General features: G+C 62.9%; 31 protein-coding genes. 17 read left to right on the plus strand and 14 right to left on the minus strand.

Features of this window, described 5'->3' with window-relative positions:
- Genes VITFI_RS17485 through VITFI_RS17525 form a run of 10 tightly spaced genes read left to right on the plus strand, consistent with a single transcriptional unit; the run spans position 1 to position 8,090 of the window.
- Complete coding sequence (locus tag VITFI_RS17485; protein ID WP_089418456.1) at positions 1-2,859, plus strand: DotA/TraY family protein; 2,859 nt, start codon at positions 1-3, stop codon at positions 2,857-2,859.
- Complete coding sequence (locus VITFI_RS17490; RefSeq protein ID WP_089418457.1) at positions 2,856-3,317, plus strand: FliH/SctL family protein; 462 nt, start codon at positions 2,856-2,858, stop codon at positions 3,315-3,317. Before VITFI_RS17485 ends, VITFI_RS17490 begins: the two co-directional genes overlap by 4 nt.
- Positions 3,318-3,331: 14 nt before the next feature.
- Positions 3,332-3,601 carry a hypothetical protein gene (locus VITFI_RS17495; RefSeq protein WP_055311973.1) on the plus strand — a complete coding sequence of 90 codons (270 nt, stop codon included), beginning with the start codon at positions 3,332-3,334 and terminating at the stop codon, positions 3,599-3,601.
- A 14-nt stretch (positions 3,602-3,615) separates the two neighbouring features.
- Positions 3,616-4,101 carry a hypothetical protein gene (locus VITFI_RS17500; protein ID WP_089418458.1) on the plus strand — a complete coding sequence of 162 codons (486 nt, stop codon included), beginning with the start codon at positions 3,616-3,618 and terminating at the stop codon, positions 4,099-4,101.
- A complete protein-coding gene (locus VITFI_RS17505; RefSeq protein WP_089418459.1) occupies positions 4,094-4,900 on the plus strand; it encodes a hypothetical protein in 807 nt (268 codons plus the stop codon). The genes VITFI_RS17500 and VITFI_RS17505 overlap by 8 nt, the downstream gene beginning before the upstream one ends.
- A gap of 14 nt (positions 4,901-4,914) precedes the next feature.
- Positions 4,915-6,036 carry a M23 family metallopeptidase gene (locus tag VITFI_RS17510; protein ID WP_089418460.1) on the plus strand — a complete coding sequence of 374 codons (1,122 nt, stop codon included), beginning with the start codon at positions 4,915-4,917 and terminating at the stop codon, positions 6,034-6,036.
- Positions 6,037-6,054: 18 nt separating this feature from the next.
- Complete coding sequence (locus VITFI_RS17515; protein WP_089418461.1) at positions 6,055-6,846, plus strand: hypothetical protein; 792 nt, start codon at positions 6,055-6,057, stop codon at positions 6,844-6,846.
- A gap of 10 nt (positions 6,847-6,856) precedes the next feature.
- A complete protein-coding gene (locus VITFI_RS18095; RefSeq protein ID WP_157725779.1) occupies positions 6,857-7,015 on the plus strand; it encodes a hypothetical protein in 159 nt (52 codons plus the stop codon).
- Positions 6,997-7,503 (plus strand): hypothetical protein, encoded by a 507-nt coding sequence (locus VITFI_RS17520; RefSeq protein WP_232476747.1) that lies wholly within the window; start codon positions 6,997-6,999, stop codon positions 7,501-7,503. Before VITFI_RS18095 ends, VITFI_RS17520 begins: the two co-directional genes overlap by 19 nt.
- A complete protein-coding gene (locus tag VITFI_RS17525; protein ID WP_089418463.1) occupies positions 7,497-8,090 on the plus strand; it encodes a hypothetical protein in 594 nt (197 codons plus the stop codon). Before VITFI_RS17520 ends, VITFI_RS17525 begins: the two co-directional genes overlap by 7 nt.
- A 115-nt stretch (positions 8,091-8,205) precedes the next feature.
- Here VITFI_RS17525 and VITFI_RS17530 read toward each other — a convergent pair whose 3' ends face one another.
- The 7 genes from VITFI_RS17530 to VITFI_RS17560 all read right to left on the minus strand — a co-directional run bounded on the left by VITFI_RS17530 (position 8,206) and on the right by VITFI_RS17560 (position 13,758).
- Positions 8,206-9,261 carry a DNA-binding protein gene (locus VITFI_RS17530; RefSeq protein WP_089418464.1) on the minus strand — a complete coding sequence of 352 codons (1,056 nt, stop codon included), beginning with the start codon at positions 9,259-9,261 and terminating at the stop codon, positions 8,206-8,208.
- Positions 9,262-9,646: 385 nt separating this feature from the next.
- On the minus strand, positions 9,647-9,835 hold the full coding sequence (locus VITFI_RS17535) for a hypothetical protein (protein ID WP_034372900.1): 189 nt from the start codon (positions 9,833-9,835) through the stop codon (positions 9,647-9,649).
- Between the two features lie 482 nt (positions 9,836-10,317).
- On the minus strand, positions 10,318-10,671 hold the full coding sequence (locus VITFI_RS17540) for a hypothetical protein (protein WP_034372897.1): 354 nt from the start codon (positions 10,669-10,671) through the stop codon (positions 10,318-10,320).
- A 209-nt stretch (positions 10,672-10,880) separates the two neighbouring features.
- Positions 10,881-12,101 (minus strand): replication initiation protein, encoded by a 1,221-nt coding sequence (locus tag VITFI_RS17545; protein WP_089418465.1) that lies wholly within the window; start codon positions 12,099-12,101, stop codon positions 10,881-10,883.
- Between the two features lie 251 nt (positions 12,102-12,352).
- Positions 12,353-12,664 (minus strand): ParC family partition-associated protein, encoded by a 312-nt coding sequence (gene parC / locus VITFI_RS17550; protein WP_018413498.1) that lies wholly within the window; start codon positions 12,662-12,664, stop codon positions 12,353-12,355.
- Between the two features lie 147 nt (positions 12,665-12,811).
- Positions 12,812-13,135 (minus strand): hypothetical protein, encoded by a 324-nt coding sequence (locus VITFI_RS17555; protein ID WP_089418466.1) that lies wholly within the window; start codon positions 13,133-13,135, stop codon positions 12,812-12,814.
- Complete coding sequence (locus VITFI_RS17560) at positions 13,132-13,758, minus strand: ParA family protein (RefSeq protein ID WP_055311957.1); 627 nt, start codon at positions 13,756-13,758, stop codon at positions 13,132-13,134. Before VITFI_RS17560 ends, VITFI_RS17555 begins: the two co-directional genes overlap by 4 nt.
- Before the next feature lie 196 nt (positions 13,759-13,954).
- Between VITFI_RS17560 and VITFI_RS17565 the strand changes: the two genes are divergently transcribed.
- The 7 genes from VITFI_RS17565 (at position 13,955) to VITFI_RS17595 (ending at position 16,988) form a co-directional block, all read left to right on the plus strand.
- Positions 13,955-14,506, plus strand: a complete 552-nt coding sequence (locus tag VITFI_RS17565) for a hypothetical protein (protein WP_089418467.1) — start codon at positions 13,955-13,957, stop codon at positions 14,504-14,506.
- A gap of 1 nt (position 14,507) precedes the next feature.
- Positions 14,508-14,711 carry a hypothetical protein gene (locus tag VITFI_RS17570; RefSeq protein WP_089418468.1) on the plus strand — a complete coding sequence of 68 codons (204 nt, stop codon included), beginning with the start codon at positions 14,508-14,510 and terminating at the stop codon, positions 14,709-14,711.
- Between the two features lie 44 nt (positions 14,712-14,755).
- Positions 14,756-15,325 (plus strand): HAD family hydrolase, encoded by a 570-nt coding sequence (locus VITFI_RS17575; protein WP_089418469.1) that lies wholly within the window; start codon positions 14,756-14,758, stop codon positions 15,323-15,325.
- The gene (locus VITFI_RS17580; protein ID WP_089418470.1) at positions 15,322-15,861 is read left to right on the plus strand and encodes a 3'-5' exonuclease; all 540 of its coding nucleotides are present in this window, start codon (positions 15,322-15,324) and stop codon (positions 15,859-15,861) included. The genes VITFI_RS17575 and VITFI_RS17580 overlap by 4 nt, the downstream gene beginning before the upstream one ends.
- Positions 15,862-15,989: 128 nt before the next feature.
- Positions 15,990-16,271, plus strand: coding sequence for a type II toxin-antitoxin system RelB/DinJ family antitoxin (locus VITFI_RS17585; RefSeq protein WP_089418471.1), 282 nt, complete (start codon positions 15,990-15,992; stop codon positions 16,269-16,271).
- On the plus strand, positions 16,243-16,572 hold the full coding sequence (locus tag VITFI_RS17590) for a type II toxin-antitoxin system YafQ family toxin (RefSeq protein WP_089418472.1): 330 nt from the start codon (positions 16,243-16,245) through the stop codon (positions 16,570-16,572). The genes VITFI_RS17585 and VITFI_RS17590 overlap by 29 nt, the downstream gene beginning before the upstream one ends.
- Positions 16,569-16,988 (plus strand): hypothetical protein, encoded by a 420-nt coding sequence (locus VITFI_RS17595; RefSeq protein WP_213362870.1) that lies wholly within the window; start codon positions 16,569-16,571, stop codon positions 16,986-16,988. The genes VITFI_RS17590 and VITFI_RS17595 overlap by 4 nt, the downstream gene beginning before the upstream one ends.
- 92 nt (positions 16,989-17,080) lie before the next feature.
- Here VITFI_RS17595 and VITFI_RS17600 read toward each other — a convergent pair whose 3' ends face one another.
- From VITFI_RS17600 to VITFI_RS17630, 7 genes are all read right to left on the minus strand, one after another.
- Positions 17,081-17,494 (minus strand): Rap1a/Tai family immunity protein, encoded by a 414-nt coding sequence (locus VITFI_RS17600; protein ID WP_089418473.1) that lies wholly within the window; start codon positions 17,492-17,494, stop codon positions 17,081-17,083.
- Positions 17,475-18,290, minus strand: a complete 816-nt coding sequence (locus VITFI_RS17605; protein WP_089418474.1) for an abortive infection family protein — start codon at positions 18,288-18,290, stop codon at positions 17,475-17,477. Before VITFI_RS17605 ends, VITFI_RS17600 begins: the two co-directional genes overlap by 20 nt.
- A 7-nt stretch (positions 18,291-18,297) precedes the next feature.
- Complete coding sequence (locus tag VITFI_RS17610) at positions 18,298-19,122, minus strand: hypothetical protein (protein ID WP_089418475.1); 825 nt, start codon at positions 19,120-19,122, stop codon at positions 18,298-18,300.
- A gap of 3 nt (positions 19,123-19,125) precedes the next feature.
- The gene (locus VITFI_RS17615) at positions 19,126-19,374 is read right to left on the minus strand and encodes a hypothetical protein (protein ID WP_015060230.1); all 249 of its coding nucleotides are present in this window, start codon (positions 19,372-19,374) and stop codon (positions 19,126-19,128) included.
- 38 nt (positions 19,375-19,412) lie between these two features.
- Positions 19,413-20,153, minus strand: a complete 741-nt coding sequence (locus VITFI_RS17620) for a type-2 restriction endonuclease (protein WP_004356305.1) — start codon at positions 20,151-20,153, stop codon at positions 19,413-19,415.
- Positions 20,154-21,821 carry an Eco57I restriction-modification methylase domain-containing protein gene (locus VITFI_RS17625; protein ID WP_089418476.1) on the minus strand — a complete coding sequence of 556 codons (1,668 nt, stop codon included), beginning with the start codon at positions 21,819-21,821 and terminating at the stop codon, positions 20,154-20,156. It abuts the gene before it with no gap.
- 71 nt (positions 21,822-21,892) lie between these two features.
- Entirely contained in the window at positions 21,893-22,480 is a 588-nt protein-coding gene (locus tag VITFI_RS17630) for a recombinase family protein (RefSeq protein ID WP_011222055.1), read from the minus strand.
- Between the last annotated feature and the right edge of the window lie 203 nt (positions 22,481-22,683).

The following is a 22,683-nucleotide window of genomic DNA, read 5'->3' on the forward strand; positions in this document are numbered from 1 at the left end:
ATGACCATGCCCTTCTCTCCAAGCCCCAACGATGTATCAGTCCTGATGCTCAAAAAGGTGTTCGGGCCAATCGTTGATGTACTGGTGAGCGGGGCTGACCCAAATACCGTGAGCAGCGCGTCTAGCCTGCTGGGCACTCTCTTCGTGACCTTCAACAGCGGCCTATTGGTCGTCGGCTCGATCATCGTGTCCTACGTGGCCGTCATGGGCGCGGTCAACACCGCCAACGACGGCGAGGCGATGGGCAAGGCGTGGAGCACGGTCTGGACGCCCGTACGCATCGTCGCGGGCGCTGGCGTTCTCTTGCCATCCGCGAGCGGTTACTCCTTCATCCAGATGCTCGTGTTGATGATCTCTCTGTGGAGCGCTGGCTTCGGGAGCACGATCTACAAGGCAGGCATGACCCTGTCGTTTTTGAAGCCGGACGGCATCGTCGCCACGTCAACCTCAACTCCCGGCTCAAGCTACGGACTTCGTGAGTTCGCCAAGGCCTATCTACCCGTCGCTTACTGCGCGCGAGCCGCCAACACGATCTACGCCGACCCAGCCGGGAACCCGAGCGTGATGGCGAACAACGCCCAAGCCGACCGCATCACAACCGTAGACGGTCGCACGGACTACACCTTCTTCATCAAGGATCGAAACGCCGCCACGAACCTCGCGGGTGGCGAGCCGTTTTGCGGCACGGTCAAGATCAGCACCTACACCCCCACTGGATCAGCGGAAGCCACCGGGACATCGGTCGCGATCTCAACTCTGCACAGCGGCATCAGTTCGGCCAAAGCAGCGGCTGCGGTCGCCCTGATGACCGACATCGACAACTGGGTTGCCACGATGCCCAGCGACTGGACGCAGCCGGGCTGGAACAACGTCAACTCGGCTCAGTTCAATTCGATCGTCAAGACTCGCGAGGATGCACTGGTAGCCCAGATGACCGCACAGGCGAGCGGTAGCGAGGCCTCGATCAACAACGGGGTGGACGCCTTCGTCACGGCAATGACTGACGAGGGCTGGGCATCCGCTGGTGGCTGGTATCAACGTGTCGGAGCAATCCGCAAGGAGATCAACGGCCTGATGAAAGAACCTGCTGGCTCAGCCACTGAACCGTCGTTGAGTAGCTTGCCAGAGGATGCCAGAGCACAGGTGTTGATGGGCAGTGTGACCACACTCGCCGAAACGATCATCAAGAAGGCCGAAGAGCCGGGCAAAGGCTACGACGTAACGAGTGCCCCTGCGGCGGACTTCGGCAGCGCGTTCCCCAAGTCTGGGACATCAGACATCAACGTCTCGGCCATGAAGGATGACATCGGCAGCAAGTTCGGGTCACTGGTCAACACGACGATGAAGGGTGCCACCGACATCATGATCGGCTCGGGCAGTGGCGTTGATGCCGTCTCCCGGATCAAGTTGACGGGCGACTACCTCGTCTTGGCTCTCACGTCCGTCGAGCTTGCCAAAGTGACCCTCCAAACGAGCGTTACTGCTTTGCGTGTGGTCGTTGGCGCAGCCGGTGGTTTGCAGGTACTTGGCAACAAGGCCGACTTCCGGGGCGTCACCGATCCGCTGTGGGACTGGGTGTTGGCCGTACCGATTGAGATGCTCAAAGAGCTTGGTTCCTACCTCAAGCCACTTGCCTTCTATTTCTCGGTTTTGCTGCCCTCCCTGCCCTACACGATCTTCATGGTGACGGTGGTGGGTTGGCTGCTGTCCGTACTCCTCACAACGATTGCAGCTCCTATGTGGGCCATCATGCACATGCGCCCGAGTCAGACGTTTGTCGGCTCGGAAGCACAAGGCTACCTGCTATTGATGGCCCTGTTTGCTCGGCCTGCCTTGGCTGTGATCGGCCTGTTTGCTGCCATGCTGGTGGCTGATCCAGTTGTCGATTTCATCACCCAAGCCTTCTTCTCGATGCGGGGTGCCGTCGTCACCTCGACAGGCATGTTCCCCGGCGCACTGGTGGACTTCATCACCTTCGCGTGGTGGATGGTTGCTTTCGGCATCGTGTTGTTGCCGGTGCTGTACATGATCTTTGGCCTTCCGAACGCGCTCCCTGATCGTGTCTTGGCATGGCTCAACGTCGGCGTACAAGACCTCGGTGCAACACACGCCGCCTCGAACATTCGTGGTGGCGTAGCGATGGCGGCAATGCAGCAAGCTGCATCGAAAAGCCAACCCCGTCGATTGCCCGATGAAGGAGGAAACGGTGGCTCGCCAAGAGGGCCGATTGGCGGCGGCGGTCCGGGCCGTGGTGACGGCAGTCTGCGCAGCTTGCCCGGCAACACGCCCATTAACGCTGGGCATCAAGGCGTGGCTCCCGCCACTTCTGACAGCTTAGACCCCGGCGCTGGGCCGACAAGCCCGCGAGGGATTGGCGGTGGGCAGGGTGTCGCTTCGCCCACAAGCTCGACCAACAACCCAGCAGCACCTCTTTCCGCTGGCACGAGCAACCCGCCATCGTCGCAAGTCGATTTCTCTGAGCGCTCAGGTAGCCAGCGCTTGAGCGATGCGGTTGGGGTCGCCCTCGGTACTGCCGCAGTGAGCGCAGCTCGAGCCCTCAAGGAATCCGGCTCTCGTGTCTTGGCTGGCGATGTACGCGGTGGGGTTGCTGCTCTGGGCAGCGGTATCGCTGACGCCGCGTCGGCGACAGCCAACGAAGGAGCTGCCGCCTATCGCGAAGGTGCAGAGGCACGGATTGCAGCGGCCGTCGCAAGCAAACAAGGTTCGGCCCCATCCGGAACAGATACCTCAAGCGATGCACCACTTGAACAAGCCACAGATGCCCCGGTGGAGAGTGACTCCGTGGTGAGCGCTGGTGCCGAAGCACCGCAAGCAACGTCTCAGGAGGAAAAGGCATGAGCGAGAACTTTTGGGCCACACAAGACGCGGCCATCGCGATGGGTCACGCGGGCAAGGCTGTAGGTCGCCGCCAAGGTCAAGAAGAAGGCTATCAAGACGGCTTGGCAGATGGCTTTGCGCGCGGTCGTAAGTACGGTCAAGACGAGGGTGTGGCAGCGATGCAAGCCCAACTCGATGCCCTGAATCAGCAGCGCAATGCACTGCAAGAGCTGTCAAACGGCTTGGTTATGGCCCTTGGTGCCGCCGTGGATGTACTCAAAGGTGCCAGCACTGACGACAAGGTGCGGTTTGCACAGAGCTATGTCCATCGGGTAGATCAAGCCCTCCAAAAAGGCATGTTGCGGGTCGCCCCTCATCTCGATCCCAACTTTGCAAAGCCGATGGCGCAAAGCAGCGCCTTCATTCGCGAAGCGCTGGAAACCACGCTGCGCGCCCATGACAACGAAATTTCCCCGTAACAGGAGAGTCACCTATGCGCCGTCCCTCGATCACCTTCCTGCGCGCCACCCAGCTCAACAGCCGTGTGCGTCGCGTCACTCCCTCCGCCGTCCGCACCGCCCGCATCGTGGCTACCGATGACGGCTTCGAGCTGCACGCCACGCTGGCAGGCAGCACCGACCGCTGGGTTCTGACCAGTCCGGGCGGCATCGCCAGCACTTTCGGCGATCTGCCGGGCCTGCGCGAGTTCGCCTCTGTCGTCCTCGGCCGCGACCGCGTGCCCCTGTCATACCAAGCTGCTTGAAAGGCCCGCGCACCATGAAAGCCACCCGCACCCTGATCGCTTCCGCCCTGCTGCTGGCCGCCTCGCTGGCCAGCGCGCAAATGCCCGCCGCCCTGCGCGATGCAAACGCCCCCGCAGCGGGTGACTGGGCCAAGGCCTCCGCAATCCTGCGCGCCGCCATCGAGTGCCGCGAGCCGCTGCCCCCCGTGGCGTCGGTGCTGGGCACCTTCGGCCTGACAAACAAGCAGCTCGATGGCGACCACAAGCTGCCCGAGGCGCTGACCGTGTTCGGCTCGCTCAAGGTGTCAGCCATCTCGATCTTCCACGGCGACGAAGAGGAAGGCAGCTCGTACACCGTCCAGCCGGTCGGCGCGAAGCTGGCCGAAGTGGCGAAAGCCGCAGACCTCAAGAAAGACGGCCCGCGCTACGTGCGCAAGGTCAAGGGTGGCATCGTCGAAGCCAGCGAGCCGCAGCCCGGCACCGTCCAGCTCGCCTGCATTCGTGGGGGCGGCCATGAATAAAGCCGCCATCACCAAGCCCGCCATCGGCGTGCTGGTGGGCGCGTCTCTCGCGCTGGCCGCCAGCGCTGGTGCGTCCCAGACCGGGGGCAACTGGTTCTCGTCCATGTTCTCAACGGGCGGCAGCGGTAGTGCCAGCTCGGGCGTTTCGTCGGAGATGGCCGCCGTGGATGCGGCCATGAACCAGAAGATGCAAGATGACTTGAAGAACTGCGACGACGTGGGCATCGGCGCGAGCATCAAGACAGCCATCGGCGCGCACAGCGAGATGGCCTCGGCCACGCCGAACGTCGAAAGCCTCTTCGACGTGAATGACTCCTGCTTCGCGAGCGTCAGCCAGATCATCGACCTGTCGTTCTCGATCCCGTCCCTCGGCTCGATCCTGTCATCGGCCCAAGACGCCGTGCTCAAGTACGCGCAGAAGAAAGTGTGCAGCACCGTGGGCAAGGTGTCCGGCATGGTCACGTCGCCCATCAACCAAGCCATCGGGCAGTGGAACACCTTGGGCCAGCAGTTCACCGACATCAACGGCATGGCGAACAGCGCCGTGGGTGGCTCGATGAGCACGTTCGATCCGCAGCTTGGCAGCGCTTACAAGCCCGCCTCGGCCGCAACCGGCTACAGCGTGAACGCCAACGCCTTCGGCTCGAACCAGACCGTTTTCAACACCGGGGCCAGCACGCAGCAGGGTGCGCAGACCGCGCCCGCGACCTCGGCACAGCCGCAGGCCAGCCAGCAGGCTCAACCCACACAAACCGAACCCCAGAGTTTCACAAGCTGGGCTTCGAGCCTCTTCAACTGACCGAGGACTGAGAGATGCACAAGCCGCTCGTTCTGACCCTCGCGCTGGCGATCAGCGGCAGCGCATTCGCTGACACCTGCATGGTGTCGCCTACCTCGAAGGAGCAAGTCTCCGGCCGCTTCGGCAAGTTCCGTGAGGGTGGTGCCGCCAACTTCGGATCGGGCAATGCCAAGCCGCACATGCACGATGGCCTCGACTTCTCCACCAGCGGCCAAAGCGCGCCGCTGTATGCCACCTCGGCGGGCACGGTGACGTGGGCCAAGCTGCGCGGCAGCGCAGGCAACACCGTCATCATCAAGCGGGACAACGGGCAGTCGGCCGTGTACTACCACTTGAGCTACATCGCGGTGAAGGAAGGCGACAAGGTGCAGGCCGGGCAGGAGATCGGCCGGGCCGGTTCCACCGGGATGAAGCCGGGCGGCGCAGTCCACCTGCACTTCATCTATGGCGTGCCCAACGCGGATGACGCCCGCGCCAAGACCTTCTCGGCAGACGCGAACAAGAACCCGACATTCAACCCGGCGCAGCTCCCGAACGCGATCAGCAAGCAGAGCACGGCTTTCAACTACGCGACCGACCCGTCGCCGTACTTCTGCAAGACCTTCCCGATTCAGAACGACGGCCTGTATCCGGTGCTGGGCAGCGACACGATGGCCCAGTACAACAAGCTGTTCGGTGCGACTCCGGCGATGGGCGTGCCGCCGACCACCCAGTTCGATCCGGTGCAGGTGGCCGCAGCCAACGGCGACGCCTTGCAGGCCGCCGCCAAGGGCGCGACCTCGATGGCAAACGTGCTCAACGATGCGGACGGCTACGGCTCACTGCCCTCCCCGCCGATTGGTGACTTTGAAACCATGTCACCGGCCGAGATGATGAGTACCGAAGCGCAGCGCCGGTTCGCGGACTCCGAGTGGAACAAGTCCATCACGCAGGTGAGCAGCCGCGCCCTGTGGGTGGACTACCTGCGCGCTCAGGGTGTTTCAGCCCAGCTCAATGCGGCCATCCGGCAGAAAAAAGAGCGCATGGAAGCTCTCTTGGCGCTCTACACCTCTCAGAAGCTCGCTGTGAAGCGGCAGCAAGTAGAAGCCGCCCGCGACCGGGCACAGCGCGCCGACGTGCAGCGCTCGATCCAGTAACACCCAAGGGAGAACGACATGGAAAACCTCGACCTGACCGCCGTCGCCCGCATGGGCTTGATCCTCGCGCACCTGCTGGCCTTCGCAGCGGCTTTCGCGGCCGTGGCCTTCGGTGACTTCGCCATCTTCCGCCGCCGTCGCGTGGACACGGAGCTGCTGACCAAGGCCGCCAACGGCGTGACCCTCGCGCTCACGGCTCTGTGGATCACCGGCTTCGCCGTCATCCTGCTGGACACGCGGCTTGACCTGGCTGTGCTGTGGAGCAAGCCCAAGCTGCTGGCCAAGCTCTCCATCGTGGGCCTGCTGACGCTCAATGGCATCGCCTTGCACCGCTGGGCCTTCCCGCTGTTCAGCCAGCCGCAGGACGATCCACACCGTGCAGCCTTCCTGCCCGCCGTGCTGGGGGCCGTCAGCGCCACGACGTGGACGTTTGCGGCCTTCGTGGGTGTCGGCAAGGCCGTGGCCCCGGCACTGGGCTACAGCGGCTTCATGGCCCTGTACGCGTTTTCCGTGGCGGTTGGCGTCTGGGTATCTCTGACCTACGTCCGCCCTCGCCTCGCGGCCCAGATGCTGCCGCCTGAGCCTGTTCACACCATCCTTGAGTTGCACACCCGTCAGGTACTCGGCCCGGTGGGCATGGACTACCTGCATGGGCAAGGCATCCAGTCGGCTGACATCGCCACTGACCCGGTGGCGGCCGTGGGCCGCATCGGTGCGGCTCTGGAAAACCTCGCGCCGGAAGCCCGTGAGCAGTTCGACCGGCTGGCCCACGCCACCCTACGCAAGCACGACCTGCTGCAAGCCGCTTGAAGGAAAAGCCATGATCCTGCACTTGCCCATGCCCCGTCCTCTACCTGTCCACGCTGTCACCAGTACCGATGCCGACATTGAATGGACTGCCATCCAATGGTTGCTGTTCGAGCTGGACATGGCTGGCCTGCGCTTGGCGCGGGCCTCGGAATGGCAGTCACAGCCATGATCCTGTTCTTCGACTTCGAGCGGCTGCTGTACGGGCAGACCATCGGTGACATCGGGCCTGCTGCCCGGCTGGCCAAGGTGCTGATGCCCTTCCCGCAGGTGGATCTCGTGCTGACGCGGTGGCGCATCGGAGCGATGCGATCCGTCGATGACGTGCGCGGCGAGCTGCCCGAGCTGGGCGAGCGCATCAACGACGTGGCGTACCGGCCTGTGCGCTCGGATGAGCAACCGGAGCGCGAGATCACCGGCACGCTGCGCCGGACGCGGCAGCTCTACTGGGCGGCCGTGGTGCCGGTCGGAGACACGCAAGGCTACATCGAGCAGGCCACCCGGTCAGGTGCGCCGCTGATCCAGTGCCGGAATGGTTTTGATGATGAGGCTGCGCAGCGGCTGCAAGCCGCCTTGGCGCGTGTTGTTTTCAACGAGGAGCTGGTCAGCGGTGTGCGCCGTCCGCTCCGGCAAACACTGGGGGAGGCCCTGCCATGCTGATGCTGATTGAGCACGATTCGATTCTTTCCACGCCCGAGGCACGCCAGAGCTTGGCCGCCTTCGTCGCGCACCGTCCGAACATCAACGTGGCGGTGTTCCATTCGGCCAAGTTGTCGGCCGCCGAAGTCTGCGAGGCCTACCCGCCCGAGCTGCGCGAGCGCCTGATGCTGACGCCGGACACCCCGCGCGACCGCGATCTGCGGTTCTGGATCAGCTATGAGGCCGGTTGCGTGTTTGCAGCCCTGCGGAGCAACGGCCAACTGGCCCAGTGCGAGGCCGTCGTGTGTCTGGTTCCCCCCGCTTGGGGCGACACGGCCCGCGAGCAGTTCGGCGAAAAGCGGGTGGTGGTCATTGGTGAGCCGTTCAGCGTGGACACGGCCCGCCGTCTGGCCCGCAGCCTCTCGACCTACCGTCGCGCGCCGGTCGAACCGTCGCCGCGCAGCTTGCCCAGCAAGGCCTCTGTGGCGTCGATGGCAGCGACCTCGGCAGGCGTGAACACCTCTTCACGCGGCAAGTCGTCGGGCCACTCCACCCGCTCGGCTTCGCTTTCCCAGCGCGTGGCCAGCTCGGCGAGCATCTTGGGGTAGTGCTGGATCAGCTCGGCCCCCGGCCCGGCGATCTGGCAACCGTCGATGACCTGCTGCAAGCTCGATGCGGTCAGCCGCAGGTCGTCGATCAACGCCGCGATCCTGCGCGGCGTGCTCACTTGGTGCCCTTCCCTGCTGGCTTATCAGCCTTGTCCGCGCCCTTCTCCGCTGCCACCGGCCGCTCGGCCAAGACCTTCACCAGCTCGGCGCGCTGGCCTTCGATGGCTTCGACCTGACCACGCAGGCGGGCGGCCTCTTCCCGTGCGTCCGAGGACTGTTTCCGGGTCTGCGCAAGCTCTTCGCGCGCCTGTCCCAGCAGCGCATTGGCCTGCTCGGCAGCAAGCTGATGGCTGCGCGCTTCCTCACGCGCCGATGAGGCCTGACTGCGGGCCTGCTCGAACTCTTCCCGAACGCGGGCCAGCAGACCATTGGCCTGCTCGGTCGCGAGCTGGTGATTGCGCGCCTCTTCGCGGGCATGACGCAAGTCGCTTTCGGCCGTGGCTTTGACGCTGGCCAGCTCCACCCGCACCTGATCCAGCTCGGCGGCTGAGGACTTGCGCAAGGCTTCCAGCTCGACGCGTAGACGCTCGGCGGCTTCATGGGCACGGGCCAGCTCGGCGGCGTGCTTCTCGGCGTCGGCCCGGTTCGTTTGTTCCGAGGCGGCCAAGCGCTCGCGCAACTGGGCCAGCTCGACCGCCTGCGCCTGAGCATGGGCCTGCGACTCGGCGAGCTTGTTGGTCAGCGTCTCGACCTCAGCCTTGGTTTCGTCCAGCGTGGCCTCAAGGTCATCCACGGTCGTGGCAGCGTCAGCCAGCTCACGCTCGGCCTGTTCCCGCTGCTCGCCAGCCGTGCGCAACACCTCGGCCACCCGGCGCTCTGCGGCCTTGACCGCCTTGTCGTTCAGCTCGACGGCCAAGGTGGCGATCCGCTCGGTCAGCGCCTTGGTGACGTTGGCAACTTCCTCGGCTACCTCCACCGGCAGCTCGGCCACCGGCTGGGCCTGCGCGACCGAATTGCTCGCAAGGTGCTCGTCCCAGACCTGTCGCAGCCGTGTCGGATTGCCGCCGCCGACCTTCTGGCGCAGCGCGAACCCGGTGACGTTGCGCCCGGCCGCTTGCAGAGCCTGACCGGCTTCGATGATGGCTTCGACGGGAAATTCGGCTGGACGCATGGGACTCTCCTTGATCTGATGCCCTCAGTATAGCACAACAAACAAAGAAACAAACAAACTAATAAACAAATAAAAGGGGATTTTTTGAAGTGCGCGACGGCTGGTCAGCCTGCTCGACCACGGCCCGGTCGGTGGCGCGCTGAGGCGTTTTTTTTCATCGCTTTTCAGCGCCGCCGCATAAATAGGTGTGAGGCAACTTGCCCAGAAAGGAGGTGAATTTCATGCGCATCATCGTCATCGCACACAACGGCTACCCGTTCCGCAACAACGAGCACGCTGTGCTGATCGCCACAGGCATCACACACCACATCGTCTTGCTCAAGGACTGACCGTGACCCCGCCCCAGCCCGCAAGCTGGGGCTTCCGGGGCGGCCATCGAGCCGCCCTACTCGTCGGCCGTCAGCGGGCAGTGCGCGACCCTCGGGCAGCGGCTGGCCAGCGCACAGGCCTCGGCGAGCACAACCGGCTCGGCATCGTCTTGGCCGATCCCGCTCACCCATTCGATCCGCTGGAGCACGGGCACAGAGCGCCGCAGCTCGGCGCAGTGGTACGGGGTGGTTTTGGTAGTTTGCATGGGAGTCGATCTCCGGTGATGAACAAGCCACCATCCTTGCGTCACGACTTCCCCAGCGCCACACAAGCCGCTTGATTCGCTCGATTTATGTATATATATACCTACCTATATACATACGGTTTTCAAGTGGAAGCCGGGTCAAGGGCGTGACCGGAAGCCGCACGCGGAGCACAGGGCGCAGCCCGAGCACCGAACGGGTGAGGATCACGGCGCAGCGCACCCTTGATGCGGCTGGAACGACCAGAGCCTCACGTCAGAGGGGGATGTCAAGGGCAAAGCCCGCCCACATTCCCCCGCGACGTGTGGGGCAAGACCCCACGCGGGAAGCCGAAACCGAAGGGGTTTCGGTCGCCGGGACGGCGAAAGCGGCAGGCCGACCGACAGGGAGGGAAGATCGAAGCCCGCAGGGGTCGAGACTCGGCACGAGGCTCGATGCGAAGCACGAGAGCCCGGTCGATGCGCAGCAGCGAGCCGCCCGAATTTCACTGCGGCCGAACTGGACGACGCTGGCCAGCCACACCGGCACCGGACGAAAGCAGCTTGACGGCCTTCACGAAGTCGATGCCCAACAGGTGCATCACGAGGTCGATGCCGCCACCTCCACCCTTCCCTGCGCGCACGTCAAACCACTTGAGGCCCGTCACCAGAACTTCCCAAGCAAAGCCCGAGGGCGACGACAAAAACAGCCGCACCGTCCGCTTGTCCTTCTCCGGCACGAAGTCAGGATCGCGACGCCAGAACAACTGACCATCATCGCGCAGCTTGTCGAGCACCTGCGACAGCGGCATCTCTCGCACCCATGCGAGCGTTTCATCGTCAAAAGACCGTCGAGCCATACGCTACATCCTCCGAACTCCATTCAACCGACACGGCCGCCACGCCGAAAAGTGACAGGGGGGCCGCGCTGACGCGCGGCGAAACACCCTCCGGGCTTCGCCCTGCGCGCGGGATGATGGATAAGTCCTGCGGACTTACCCACAACCCACTTGCGGCTACTCGCGTTTGAAAAACGCTGGGGCTACTCAAAACCAAAACCAGCTCCATCTCAGCCATCCAGCACAGGCACGACACCCGGCCCAGCAGGAAACAGCTCAAGGGACACCGAAGCAGCACCCGGAACCCCGGCCCCCTGCGGGGCGGCAGTTACCTGATGTGCACCATGTTTAACATCCTCGGCCTTGCCCGAAGCGCCCCCCAAAATCGCCACGGCGACGGGCTTGAGCACTTCTTCGAGCACATGCTTGTAGGTGGCCACCGTCTGCCTTGTGAGGCCCGCCACGCGGCCGATAGCGGCTTGCGTGAGGGCTTCGCCCTTCTGTTGCAGCAGGCGGCACGCGGCGCGCACCTTGGACTCGGTGGCCTTGTGGCGCACGTCGTGGGTGCGGGCGGCGGCGAGGCGCTGCCGCTCGATCAGCGGCAAGTCCTTGTCGAGCTGCATCACGCCCCGGTGGCACCGGCCGCAGCCGGTGTAGCGATCCCACGTCCAGCGGGCGACCGACTTCACCGTGGCCTTGAGTGAGGACTGGGCCAGGTTGTCCATGAAGCCCAGCTTCTGGAAGCTGTTGCGGTTGTGCGCATAGGCTTCGAGCAGCCGCGTGAAGGTGGCAAAAGAGCCGCGCTCGCGCTCACGGTTCACGATGGAATAGGCGTAGTGGCGCAGGTGCTCGAAGAGGATGCAGTGCCGGGAATGGCTCACCTCGTCGAACTGCGGCCCCTTCCCCCACGGGCTGGACACAGCCAAGTCCACGTAGTCGGCCAACTCCCCCAGCTCGTAGACGTGGGCGTGCAGCTCGTGCGTCAGCCACCAAGGATGGCCGGGCGTCTTGGCCACGGGGCCGCTGTGGAAGTCGGTGTCGGCATCGAGCCGGGCAGCGAAGGCCTCGTAGACGGCCTTCATGTACGCGATGGGCTTGCTGCGGGCGGCCTCGGTCGTGCAGACCGGGGGAATCGCGTAGTAGAGGTGGCTGTGGCCGCTTTGGCGGTTGCGGACGATCAGATTGGGAGCAGGAAGCCCAGCGTCCTCCCAGATCATCGCCTTGGTGTGGTCGAGGTCGAAGATCAGCCAGCTCACAAAGCCGGGCCGATTGACCTGCATGTAGGGGTAGCGAATGGCGTATTCGCGCGGCCGGACGCGGGTGGCCGTCTTGTCGTCAGAGCAACGCGGCAGATAGGGCGCTTCCGTGAGCACGCGATTGAGCGCGGTGCCCGACTGGAAAAAGCGATCTGCGGTCTGGTTGTCTAGTGTCTGTGCCGTTGTACCTGCCATAACCCCTCATCACACGTCCCGTAGGGGCGTGCGCACGCTTGCGCGCAGGGCTTAAGACACGTACAATCAAAGCATAGTCAGTCGCTTCATTGCGTCTCTACAGAACTCATCCGCCAAGATGAATCCTGTACGTGTCTGGGCACCCTGCCCGGTTTCTCTGTCAAGGCCCGCTCGCCAAAGCGGGCTTTGTCGTTTCTGATCGTCCAGTTTCTTGCTGTCTGGTCAGCTCTCTCCTTCGTAGTCACCACGGATCACTCGTCGGCATCCACAGACGCCGGGGCTTGCTTGTAGCCCCGCACCATCGTCTTGGGCACCCAGTGCTCCGTGTTCACATCAAACTTCATGATCCCGTAGCCCTGCAAAACGCTTGCAGCGCCGTCGAGACTCTGGAAGTACCGAAGGCCGCCACGGGCAGCACCCAGCACTCGCTCATTCATTCCGGCCCGCACCACGATCAGAAGGCCCTTGTCACCGGGTTCCACTCGGGCGGCGGAAACCGACCCAGCGGCGATGAGTTCCTTCAAAACCTTCGGCGCGACCACACTAGCAGTTGTCGTCAGCATCGTTTATACCCTATTCCGCGCCCAATCGCAACAATATCAGAATTCGTTGCGCCTGTCGCTGCATGGTGTTGGTGTCGTCACTTGTATGGACTATAGTCCATACTGGAAATCGTTATATATATACATAGATAGGTATATATATACCTATCAGCCCTTGAGGAAGGCTTCCAGCGCCTCGATCACGATGTCCTTCTCCGTGACCCGGCCGCCCTTCTCTTCCGAGCGCTTGAGCGCTTCGCGCCGCAGGCGATCAGCCAGTTCCTCGGGGAAGTTGAAGATTTTTTGCACCCGTGCGCGGCCGTAGCGCTGCGTTTCCTCGGCAGCGGGCGGCGTGGCGGCCGGTGGCGTAGCCACGGTCGCAGGGGCGACCAGCGGCTTCTCGGCCTTGTCCGCCTCCCCGCCTTCGAGGAAGGCGGTCGGGTCTTTGGGCGGCTTGAACTGCGCCGTGTTGGGCTTGCCCTTCATGCTCATGCCATCACCTCCTTGAAGAAGGCTTCCATCTCGGCGATAGCGGCTTGATCGCGGCCCAGCTCCTGAACGGTCGCACCCTCGCCGATGGCGCGGCGGAAGGCCACGCGCTCGCAGACCTTGGTGGGCAGCACGGTCAACTTCTGCTCGGCCAAGAATTCCAGCATCTCGGCCGCATCCTTGGTGCGGGGATCGACACGGGTCAGCAGCACGCGCACGTCCAGCTCCGGGTTGTAGTCGCGGGCCAGCTCGACGACTTCCAGCAGGTCAGTCATGGCGGCGGCGTCCAGATTGGATGCACCGACCGGGATCACGGCGCGCTGGGCCAACAGCAGCGCGGAGCGCAGGCCCACGGAGTCACGGCCGCCTGCATCGACGACAACGTGCTCAAAGCCGGTGGCCAGTTGCTTGCCTTCGGCCAAGATCGCCTTGCCAGCGAGGCAGGTGGTGGTGGGCGATGGGTCGTATTGCGTCTCACGACGCCAAGCGGCCCAGCTCGCGGCCGAGGCCTGCGGGTCGCCGTCGATGAGCAGCGTCTTGCCCTGACGGGCCAGCATCACTGCCAGATGCACGGCGGTCGTGGTCTTGCCGACGCCGCCCTTGGTGTTGACACACGCGAAGATCATGGGTGCTCCTATCTATGTATATACATACCGATGGGCAGCGCAGCGGCTGGCCCTCGACCTGCCGGGTGCATCCCCGGCCCTGTGACTCGGTAAGTATATATATACCTACCGACCGCAAGCGAATGGTAGCAGACTTTTGAGCTTTTGCGTATAGTTCTACACATACGCAACCAACTAGAAGAAGAGAACGCAGCCCATGCAGTTCAAGACCGTCCGCCACCGTGACCAAGATGGCAACTACCACGATGGCAAAACCGTCCAATGCCTGCGCCGCGTCCGCGAGGTAACGCCGGACTTCCCCGAGGGGAAGAACGTGCAGCGCGTGGTGGCCAAGTTCGACCGGGCAGCGCGCGAACTGCCTGCCGAAGTGGCCGCCATCCTCACCCCGGCCGAGCTGGAAGAGTGGAAAGAGTGGCGCGTTAAACAGGACGAGGAGCACTTGAAGTCGGTAGCCCAGTACGAACTCGACACGCTGGCCGAGCGCTTGGGCGTCATCCGCACCGGCATCCAAAAGGGCTATGCCGCCACCGACAGCAAGAACGCCGTCGCGATCCGCACCGGAGCCAGAGCGGTGTTGCGCTTGCTGGCCGACCTGATGCCCGAGCCGGTGAAGGGGCGGCCGGTTGAGGAAGAGTACCTGCCTCAGATGCTCCCCAACTTCGCCACGCCCGGCACCCCGGAATTCGATTCCTACCAGCGGCTGCTTGAAGAGCACGAGCGCCGCAAAGCTCAAGACCAAGGAGGCTGACATGCGCTTTTGGACATTCGACCCCAACACCTGCCGCTTCGAGCGCGCGAGCAAGCAAGCCGCTTTGCACGCCGCCGACGTTGCCGTGGTCAACGACGACACCGACGTGCATGTCATCAGCGATCACCAGCCGCCCAAGCGCTGGCCCAGCGGCGAGCCGCTGGTGGTGGCTGGCGTCGAGTTCGAGCGCGAGCTGTTCGAGTAGGTATGTAGGTATATAGGTAGGTATATAGGTAGGTATATATATACATGAAGCCCACGAGAGCCATTGTCTTTGACGCCTTCGGCACCCTGATCCGCTACACCACGCGCCCGGCACCCTACGGGCGTCTGGTGGACGCGGCAGGGCGGCCGGTGGATCGGCTCGCCTGCCTGACCTGCAACGTGCCACTGGCAACCCTCGCCATCGAGATCGGCGTGGGGGACAAGCTCGATGTGATCCTGCCTGACTTGGCCGAAGAGCTGTCCGGCCTGCGCCTGTTCCCCGAGGTGGCCGACGTGCTCGCCAAGGCACGGGCAGCAGGGCTGCGTTTGGCGGTGTGCTCGAACCTCGCCTATGAGTACGGCGCGGCCGTGCGCGACCTCGTGCCCGAGCTGGACGCCTACGTCCTGTCCTACGAGGTGGGCGTGGCCAAGCCACACCCGACGATGTACCGGCTCGCGTGCGCCGAGCTGGGCTGCGCACCGGCTGAGGCGGTCTTCGTGGGCGACAGCAAGCGCTGCGACTTCGACGGGCCGCAGGCCTTCGGGATGAAGGCGCGTTGGCTGGATCGCAGGGGAGGGCAGTCGCTGGTCGATGCCCTCGCGGGGATTCTGTGACCTCGGTGGTGCTCGTCATCGACCTTGAGGCCACCTGCGACGATGCCGATGGCCTCCCGGCGAGTGATATGGAGATCATCGAGATCGGCGCGGTTTGGGCTACGGTTGAGGGCAGCGTGCTCGACACGTTTCAGGCGCTGGTGCGCCCCGTGGTACGCCCTCAGCTCACTCCGTTTTGTCGGCAGCTCACCAACATCCAGCAAGCCGACGTGGACGGTGCCGAGTTGTTCCCAGTGGTCGCGGCACGGCTGGCCAGCTTCGCCCAACGCCATCAGGCTCCGGGCGCAACTTGGGGCAGTTGGGGCCAGTTCGACGCCAAGCAGCTTGCGCGTGACTGCGAGCGACACGGCATCGACAGCCCGCTCGCAGCGTTCGAGCATGTCAACCTCAAGCGCCGATTCGCAAAAGCCCGGAAGATCAAGGAAGTGGGAATGGCCCGCGCGTTGCAGATGGTGGGCCTGCCGCTTGATGGCTCGCACCATCGCGGCCTCGACGATGCCCGCAACATCGCCAAGCTCCTTCCGTGGTCGCTGTAGGTAGGTATATATATACCTACCTATATACCTACATACACGCAGGAAGCCGGGGGGGGAGGGGTGTCGCCTTGCGATTGTGCGCGGCGTGCGATACAATGTATCTCAATCAGTCGCAATAGGAGGCCGTCATGGCTGCTACCACCACTATGGTTCACGTTCGCGTGGACGAGAACGTCAAGGCGCAGGCTGCGGAAACGCTGGCCTCGATGGGCCTGACCGTCTCCGATGCGATCCGCGTGTTCCTGACCCGTGTCGTCGCCGACAAGGAGCTGCCGTTCGCGCTCAAGGCACCGAACGCCACCAGCCGCGTCGCCATCGCCGAGGCCGACGAGATCATCAAGAGCCGTCGCGCTCGCTTTGCAACCGCTGACTCGCTCCTGAATGACCTCGAAGAAGCCAGCGGCAAGTAAGCGGGCAAACCTGCCTCGCGCATCGGACTACACCAAAGAGTTCCAGAAGGACTGGGTGCGCCTGTCCCACTCCGGCCGGTACGACATGACCCGGCTGAAAGAGGCCATGCTGCTGCTAATCGCCAACGATGGGCCGCTTCCGCCTGAATGGCTCGACCATCCACTGACGGGTGACTGGGCGGGCCATCGCGAGTGCCACATCGGCGGCGACTTCCTGCTGATCTACCGGCTCGACGACTCAGGCAAAAGCGGCTTGGTTGTTTTCGTGCGCAGCGGGACGCATTCCGAGCTGTTCTCGTGAGCCTGCATCCAACCCTCGACCCTCAACTGACCGGCAACGTCGGTCTGTACTACTGCTGCTACCGGCTCTCGCTGATGGGCTGGAACGTCATGCCCACGGCGCGCAACGCGCGAGGGGTAGACATCATTGCCTACAGCCGGGATGCCTCCCGGTTCGTTGGCGTGCAGGTGAAGGCCCTGAGCAAGCGCAACCCGGTGCCGCTGGGCACGTCGCTCGACAAGGTGATGGGCGATTTCTGGATCATCGTCAACAAGGTGGCCACCGCGCCATCGGCCTACATCATGCTCCCGTCCGAGGTGACGGAGCGCGCGCACCGTGGCGAGAAGGAGGGCAGAGTGTCCTACTGGCTACAGCCGACCGACTACGAGCACGAGACGTTCAAGGAAGCGTGGGAGCGCATCGGTCACGGCGCGTAGCCAGAAAGAAAGCCGCCTCGCAGAGCGAGGCGGTGAAAGACTGCGGGCATCAGGGAGGTAAACGCCGCTACAACGGCAGTCTCCCTCAATTATCAGGGCGAAAACTTGGGCGGCTGGCCCGGCGTGCAGTTGTAGAGCACGGGCAGCAGCGGGCCAATGAGGCTCACGGCCGCCATCTTCATGTCGTCGGCGTCAGCCTTCTCCCGCAAGTACCACACGACCTTCTTCACCACGTCGTCGCTGCTCGTGCCCTTCGGGATGCACACCCGCACGCGGCTGATCTGCTCGTTCTGCAAGGCACTGGCCACGCCCGTGATGAAGCCCTCGCAGTGGGCACGATCCGTCTGGTGTGGGCTGGTACAAAGCTCATAGAGCTGGCTGGTTTTCCAGAAGCTGGGGCTGACCATCGGCGGCTTGGCCGGGTCATCGGCGGCCATCGCGGGGCCTGCCAGCAGGCACGCCAGTACCGCGCTGGCCAGCAGGCGATCAGAATGGCACTTCGTCATCTTCCCAGCTCGCTTTCTTCGCTGCTTCGGCCTTCTGCTTGATCTTCAATTCCAGCGCCTTGATGAAGCGGATCGAGGCCGCGACGTGGTTGAAGATCAGCAGGCTCTCTTCGTAGTTCAGGATCGGGTTGTCGTGCGCAAGGCTCTTGTTATTGCGCACGTCATTGAAGGCTTCCAGCACCGAGATACTGGACTTCAAAATGCGCTCGGTCATAGCCGACTCAAGGTGGCCACCTTCCCGGAGCGCCTTGACGTACTCGCCGAAGACACTGTGTAGCGGCTTGTCACGAGTGATCGTGATGCCGTGCGGCTCGCACGTTACACGGATGAACTTGTTGACGAAGGTATGCAGTCGATCCAGCCCGCCCTCGGGCTGGTTCTTCTCGATGGCTTCGCGGACGTGCTCTGCCACCACCTCGAAATCCCGCTCATCTGCGATGGCGGTCAGCGCATCCAGCTCGGCCACCGGCTGGTCACTGAGAAGACGCTGTGCAATCTTTCGGCAGTCGTCGATCAGCAGCGGATTGCTGTCGCCAAAGCACTGCTCATCGGTCGCATACTCGATCAGCCCGCCAATGACCCGCCCCACGACATGATTGCCATCCACATCCCAGAAGGTACGCATCCGATTGGCCTTGGACGTACCCCGCGCCTTGTACCGTTCGGCATCAATCTCGACCCGGTACTCATCGAAGAAGTCACCGAAGGTGCGGTCAGAGAAGTTCAGGACATAGCCGCCACCCATACCAAGCAGCTTTTCCAGCTTGCGACGCTCACTTCCGCTCAGATCGGACATAGCTCCCCTACGCCATCTTGATCCACGCCATACCGACAAGGGCCGTCAGGACAAGCCCGGCAAGCACGGTGCTGGCATAGTGGATATACAACCGCCGCAACGCCCAGCGCACAGGCCGGGCTTCTGCCCGTCTCTGCTCGGCAATGAGTTGGGCACAGGCTCGATCACGGGCCTGCAACTCCGATGTGGCACGTTCCTCGGCGTAAAGAACTGCGGCCAGATAGTCGAGCATCCGGTGCTCGGTGATGTTCTGCTTCCACGTCTCGACTTTGACTAACGCTCCGGCCAGCATGGGTCGGGATCGGCCTTCGCGATGCTCGGGGTCGGTGTAGTCGAAGACCAGACCGAACTGCTCATAAAACCAGTTGCGCCGTGACTTGTTGTCACCATGCGCCTGTCCGGCCAGCAGCTCGATGCTATTGACGGTCGTCTCGGGCCACTGCTGCACCCACTGGACGATCTCATTCATCAAGTAGGTGCCGATTCGCTGGCCATCCAGCCCCGGCAAATCAAGGAATACCGCCCCTTTCGACATCGAGGTCGAAGTCAGCGAGACAGCATTGAAGTGGCGCGAGTAGCTGCCATCAAACCGCCCTTTGCCACCATCCCGGTGCGAAAACTTGGCTGTGATGCGCTGGTAGGAAAGCCGAATGGACGCCTCGTAGATCGTCCCATCCCGAGGATCGCGCCGATAGGTTTCCTCCCGCTCGACAAGCACCCAGCCCAATGCCTTGTCATCCGGGCGATCCTTGTCTTTGATCTCCAGCACGAGGATGCGCGGCTTTACGCTCTGGCCCTCGCGCCACCCGTTGTCGAAAGAAGGCAGCGCCATCGTCTAAGCGGTCTGCTTGATCTCGTCGGCCACTTGGCGGCAGACGGCCCGGACATCGAGCGAACCAGATGCGATGGCCTCAAGGGTGCCGTCATCAAGCGACTGCACAATTCGGGTAGCCCGGCGCTCCAGCTCCTGACGAGCGATGCGCTCCCAGTCGCTGACCTCCAGCAGTGATGCCAATGCCGTTTCATCAGCGCGTCCATACCCGCGCAAGACCTCTGAAAGCGCCTCAGTTGTGGTTGTCACCATCGTCCGGCCTCCAAGCCCGAATGATCGAGAACGGGCGATCAGCCCAGTCGTGCCGCCTCGGCGGCGATGTGCCCAGCCAAAGCCGACACGAATGTCTTGAGGCTGGTCATCGACGACAGCTCCGTGAAGTTGCCAGTATCCACCGCACTGCGTTCTGCCGCGATGACGGCAGCGGTCGTGTAGAGCTGCTCCTGCACCAATCTCTGACACAGCAAGTCATACCGCGTGAGATACGATGCCCCCTTGAACTCCTCGAAGACCGGGAAGTGCGGCGACGAGTCCCGAACGGGACGGCGGGACTCCGGCGCATCTTCGACCATCATCAGCCAGCCGACGAACGGGCGTGGCTGCTTGCCGAATGCCTCTTCCCGGTAGGCTGTCCAGAGGTCATGGGCTGTTCCGATGGCTTCCTCTGTACGGTTGTTGAAATTGTTGCTGAACGATGGCCCGACGTGGCTTTTCAGTTCGATGGCTGCGATCAGCTCGCCCTTGTAGATCACCAACAAATCCCACAGCTTTGTCGGGCGGAAGTAGCCGGGCAGGGTCAGCATCGCCCGGTTCTGGTGAATCTCGGCGTGGGCCAGACCATTGGCCTTGATGACATCGAGCACCAAGGCCAAGAATCCGTCCATGTTCTTGCCGCCTGTGACGCCAGCGCGTTCACCTTGGTCGGCCTTGCCTGACTCAATCTGCTTTTGCCGTGCAGCTTCACGGTTGCCCCAAAACGCCTTTACGGCGTCGCGGGCCTTCTGTTCGTAATCGACAAGATCAAGTGCCATTTATTCTCCATTGCCCCCAAGGGCAGATCGTTCTTCGTGGCTCAGCCCGTAGAGCCTGAACACAGCCCGGTTGCAGGCTTGCACGTCCCGCTTGATGGCTGCCTCAGCCAGCTCGCGGCGTAGCGGTTCAGGCACATCGGCCCAGCGTGGGATACGGATGCGGCGCAGGTATTGCGCTTGGAAGCGCAAGAAGCCACCTCGCATTCTCGTTGAGTACGTGGCCACGAACAGGCGCGAGACAGCGGACAGCAGCACAGCTTGCAAGGCCCGCAAATCCCAATCGTCCGAGGTAACGTAGTAGAGGTTGTGGCTTGGATACAGCTCGCCGCCCTCGAAAACAATGTGCGACTCACCCTTGATGTCAGGGATCAACAGCTTGGGCCTCGCAGCCAGCGCCGGGGTAATACGGTCAATCGTGCGATACCAGTTGGCAGGAGCCTTCTTCGCGCAATGCCGACCGGCAATCACATCCCGGCGAGCCTCAAGGTAGCGGCGCAGACGCGGATACTCGCCAAGATCGACCAGCCCTCCAGACTCGGCGAAGGGGTTGATGACCCCCTGACCACGCCACTGCACTTCGCCGGTCATGATGTCTTTGGTTGTCACCAGCGGCAGCTTCCGATCAGGCTCGACATCCAGCGACTCGAAGTCGCCGATGAATGCCTTGTCAGCGCCGGTCGCAACACCAATGCCAACCTTGCACCCAGCCTCCTCGAGCAGTGGGAACGCGCCCTCCAGACGGCGAATAAGCGCCATCTGGTCAGAAGACTCCAGCAGCCACGGCTCCGCACCATTGGTCACACGAGCGAGTTCCCGCACCGGGCCAGCATCCTTCGGAAGTGTCTGTGCCGAGAGCAGACCAGCCAGCGTGGTCAGCGTGGCCCGGTCTATTGACGGGCGGTGTGCGATGCGCGTCGCCCCGCCCCCCTCACGGCTGATGATGGTGATGGCCGGATAGGCGATCACATCGGAATGGAAGGCCGGTGTATCCACCATATCGACATAGACTTTCAGGTGGAACCGTTCGGCAACAAGGCTACGCAGTGGCCCACCGTAGCGGTTCTTCATCCAGCGATCCGCGCAGATAAAGCCCAGATTGCCGCCAGCAGACAATGCCGTCAGCGACCGCTCGATGAAGGGAATGTAGATGTCCGCCCGGTCATACATCGTCTGATAGCGGCTGCGGTACTCGGCCAGCAACGGGGCCGGAATCAGCTCAGGTCGAACGTAGGGAGGATTGCCCACCACGAAATCGAACTGGCCCTCCAGCGGAGCCAGCAGGAAGTCACCCTGCGACAGCCAGCGGTCAGCCAAGGCCGTCGCAGCATTCGCCGACAGCCCCTCACGCTTGAGCAGCGCGACAACGGCAGCGTAGGTGCTGCGGAAGGTGTCGTGGTGCAACTCCACCGCCCGGATGGCGTCGCCCAAATCATCGACCTCAGTACCATTGGGCCTTGCTGCTCGCCATGCACTCAGCAGCCGCTGAATGATCGGCAGCAAGAAGTCCCCGCCACCGAACGACGGTTCCAAAAGCCGCTTTTCGTGCAGCAGTTGATCCTCGGTATAGCCAGCCAGGTCGAGGATGAAATCGACCACCTCAGAGCGCGTGAAAATAGCCCCTCGAGCCTCGAGCCCCCCTTCTGTCGCCAAAGCCTCGGTCGCGGCCATGACAGGGCATACAGCAGCGGCAACAGGCTTATGAGCAACACTTGGCGCAAATGCCATGAATGACGACCTCACTAAATCATCGGCGATGCGCCGCGCTCTGGGCGCACCGCACCAACGTGCTTGTAAATGGTGGCGCGTGAAACGCCATAGCGTTTCGCCACGTCGGCGACCTGAATATCAGGATCACGCAAAAGCGCCTTGATCTCACGGACTTGCTTGGCGTCCAGCGCGGGCTTTCGCCCGCCCTTGCGACCACGAGCACGAGCAGCAGCCAAGCCTGCTTGAGTCCGCTCCCGAATCAGATTCCGCTCGAACTCGGCCAAGGCCGAGAACAAGTGGAAAGTCAGCTTCCCAGTCGCACTGCCAGTTTCGATCCGTTCCGTGACGCTCTCGAAGCCAACACCGCGCTGCTCCAACTCCCCCACGATGCGTACCAGATCGGGGAGCGAACGGCCTAACCGATCCAGACGCCAGACCACCAACGTGTCTCCCGCACTCAGGGCGCGAAGACAGTAATCCAGAGCAGGCCGATCAGCAGACTTCCCGCTGACCTTCTCTTCGTAGATGTCGGCACACCCGGCACGGGTCAAAGCATCCCGTTGTAGGTCGAGCCGCTGGTCATCCGTTGAAACGCGGGCATAACCAAGACGCTTTCCCATACCTTTACCAAGCGTAGATAAACAGACGGATATTTTTACACATAAAGGCCGATTCCACACGGGCTTTATGTCATTTTCAGAAGACGACCGCACCAAACATCAGAAGCCGATTGCACTATGCCGGTGAAAGAAAAAAACTGGCCAAATTCAGTACGAGCTAAGCCTGCCTGTAGGGTCTCCACCGGCCAAGCCGAGTACCTCGG

The sequence above is a fragment of the Vitreoscilla filiformis genome (genome assembly GCF_002222655.1).
Lineage (GTDB): Bacteria > Pseudomonadota > Gammaproteobacteria > Burkholderiales > Burkholderiaceae_C > Ideonella > Ideonella filiformis.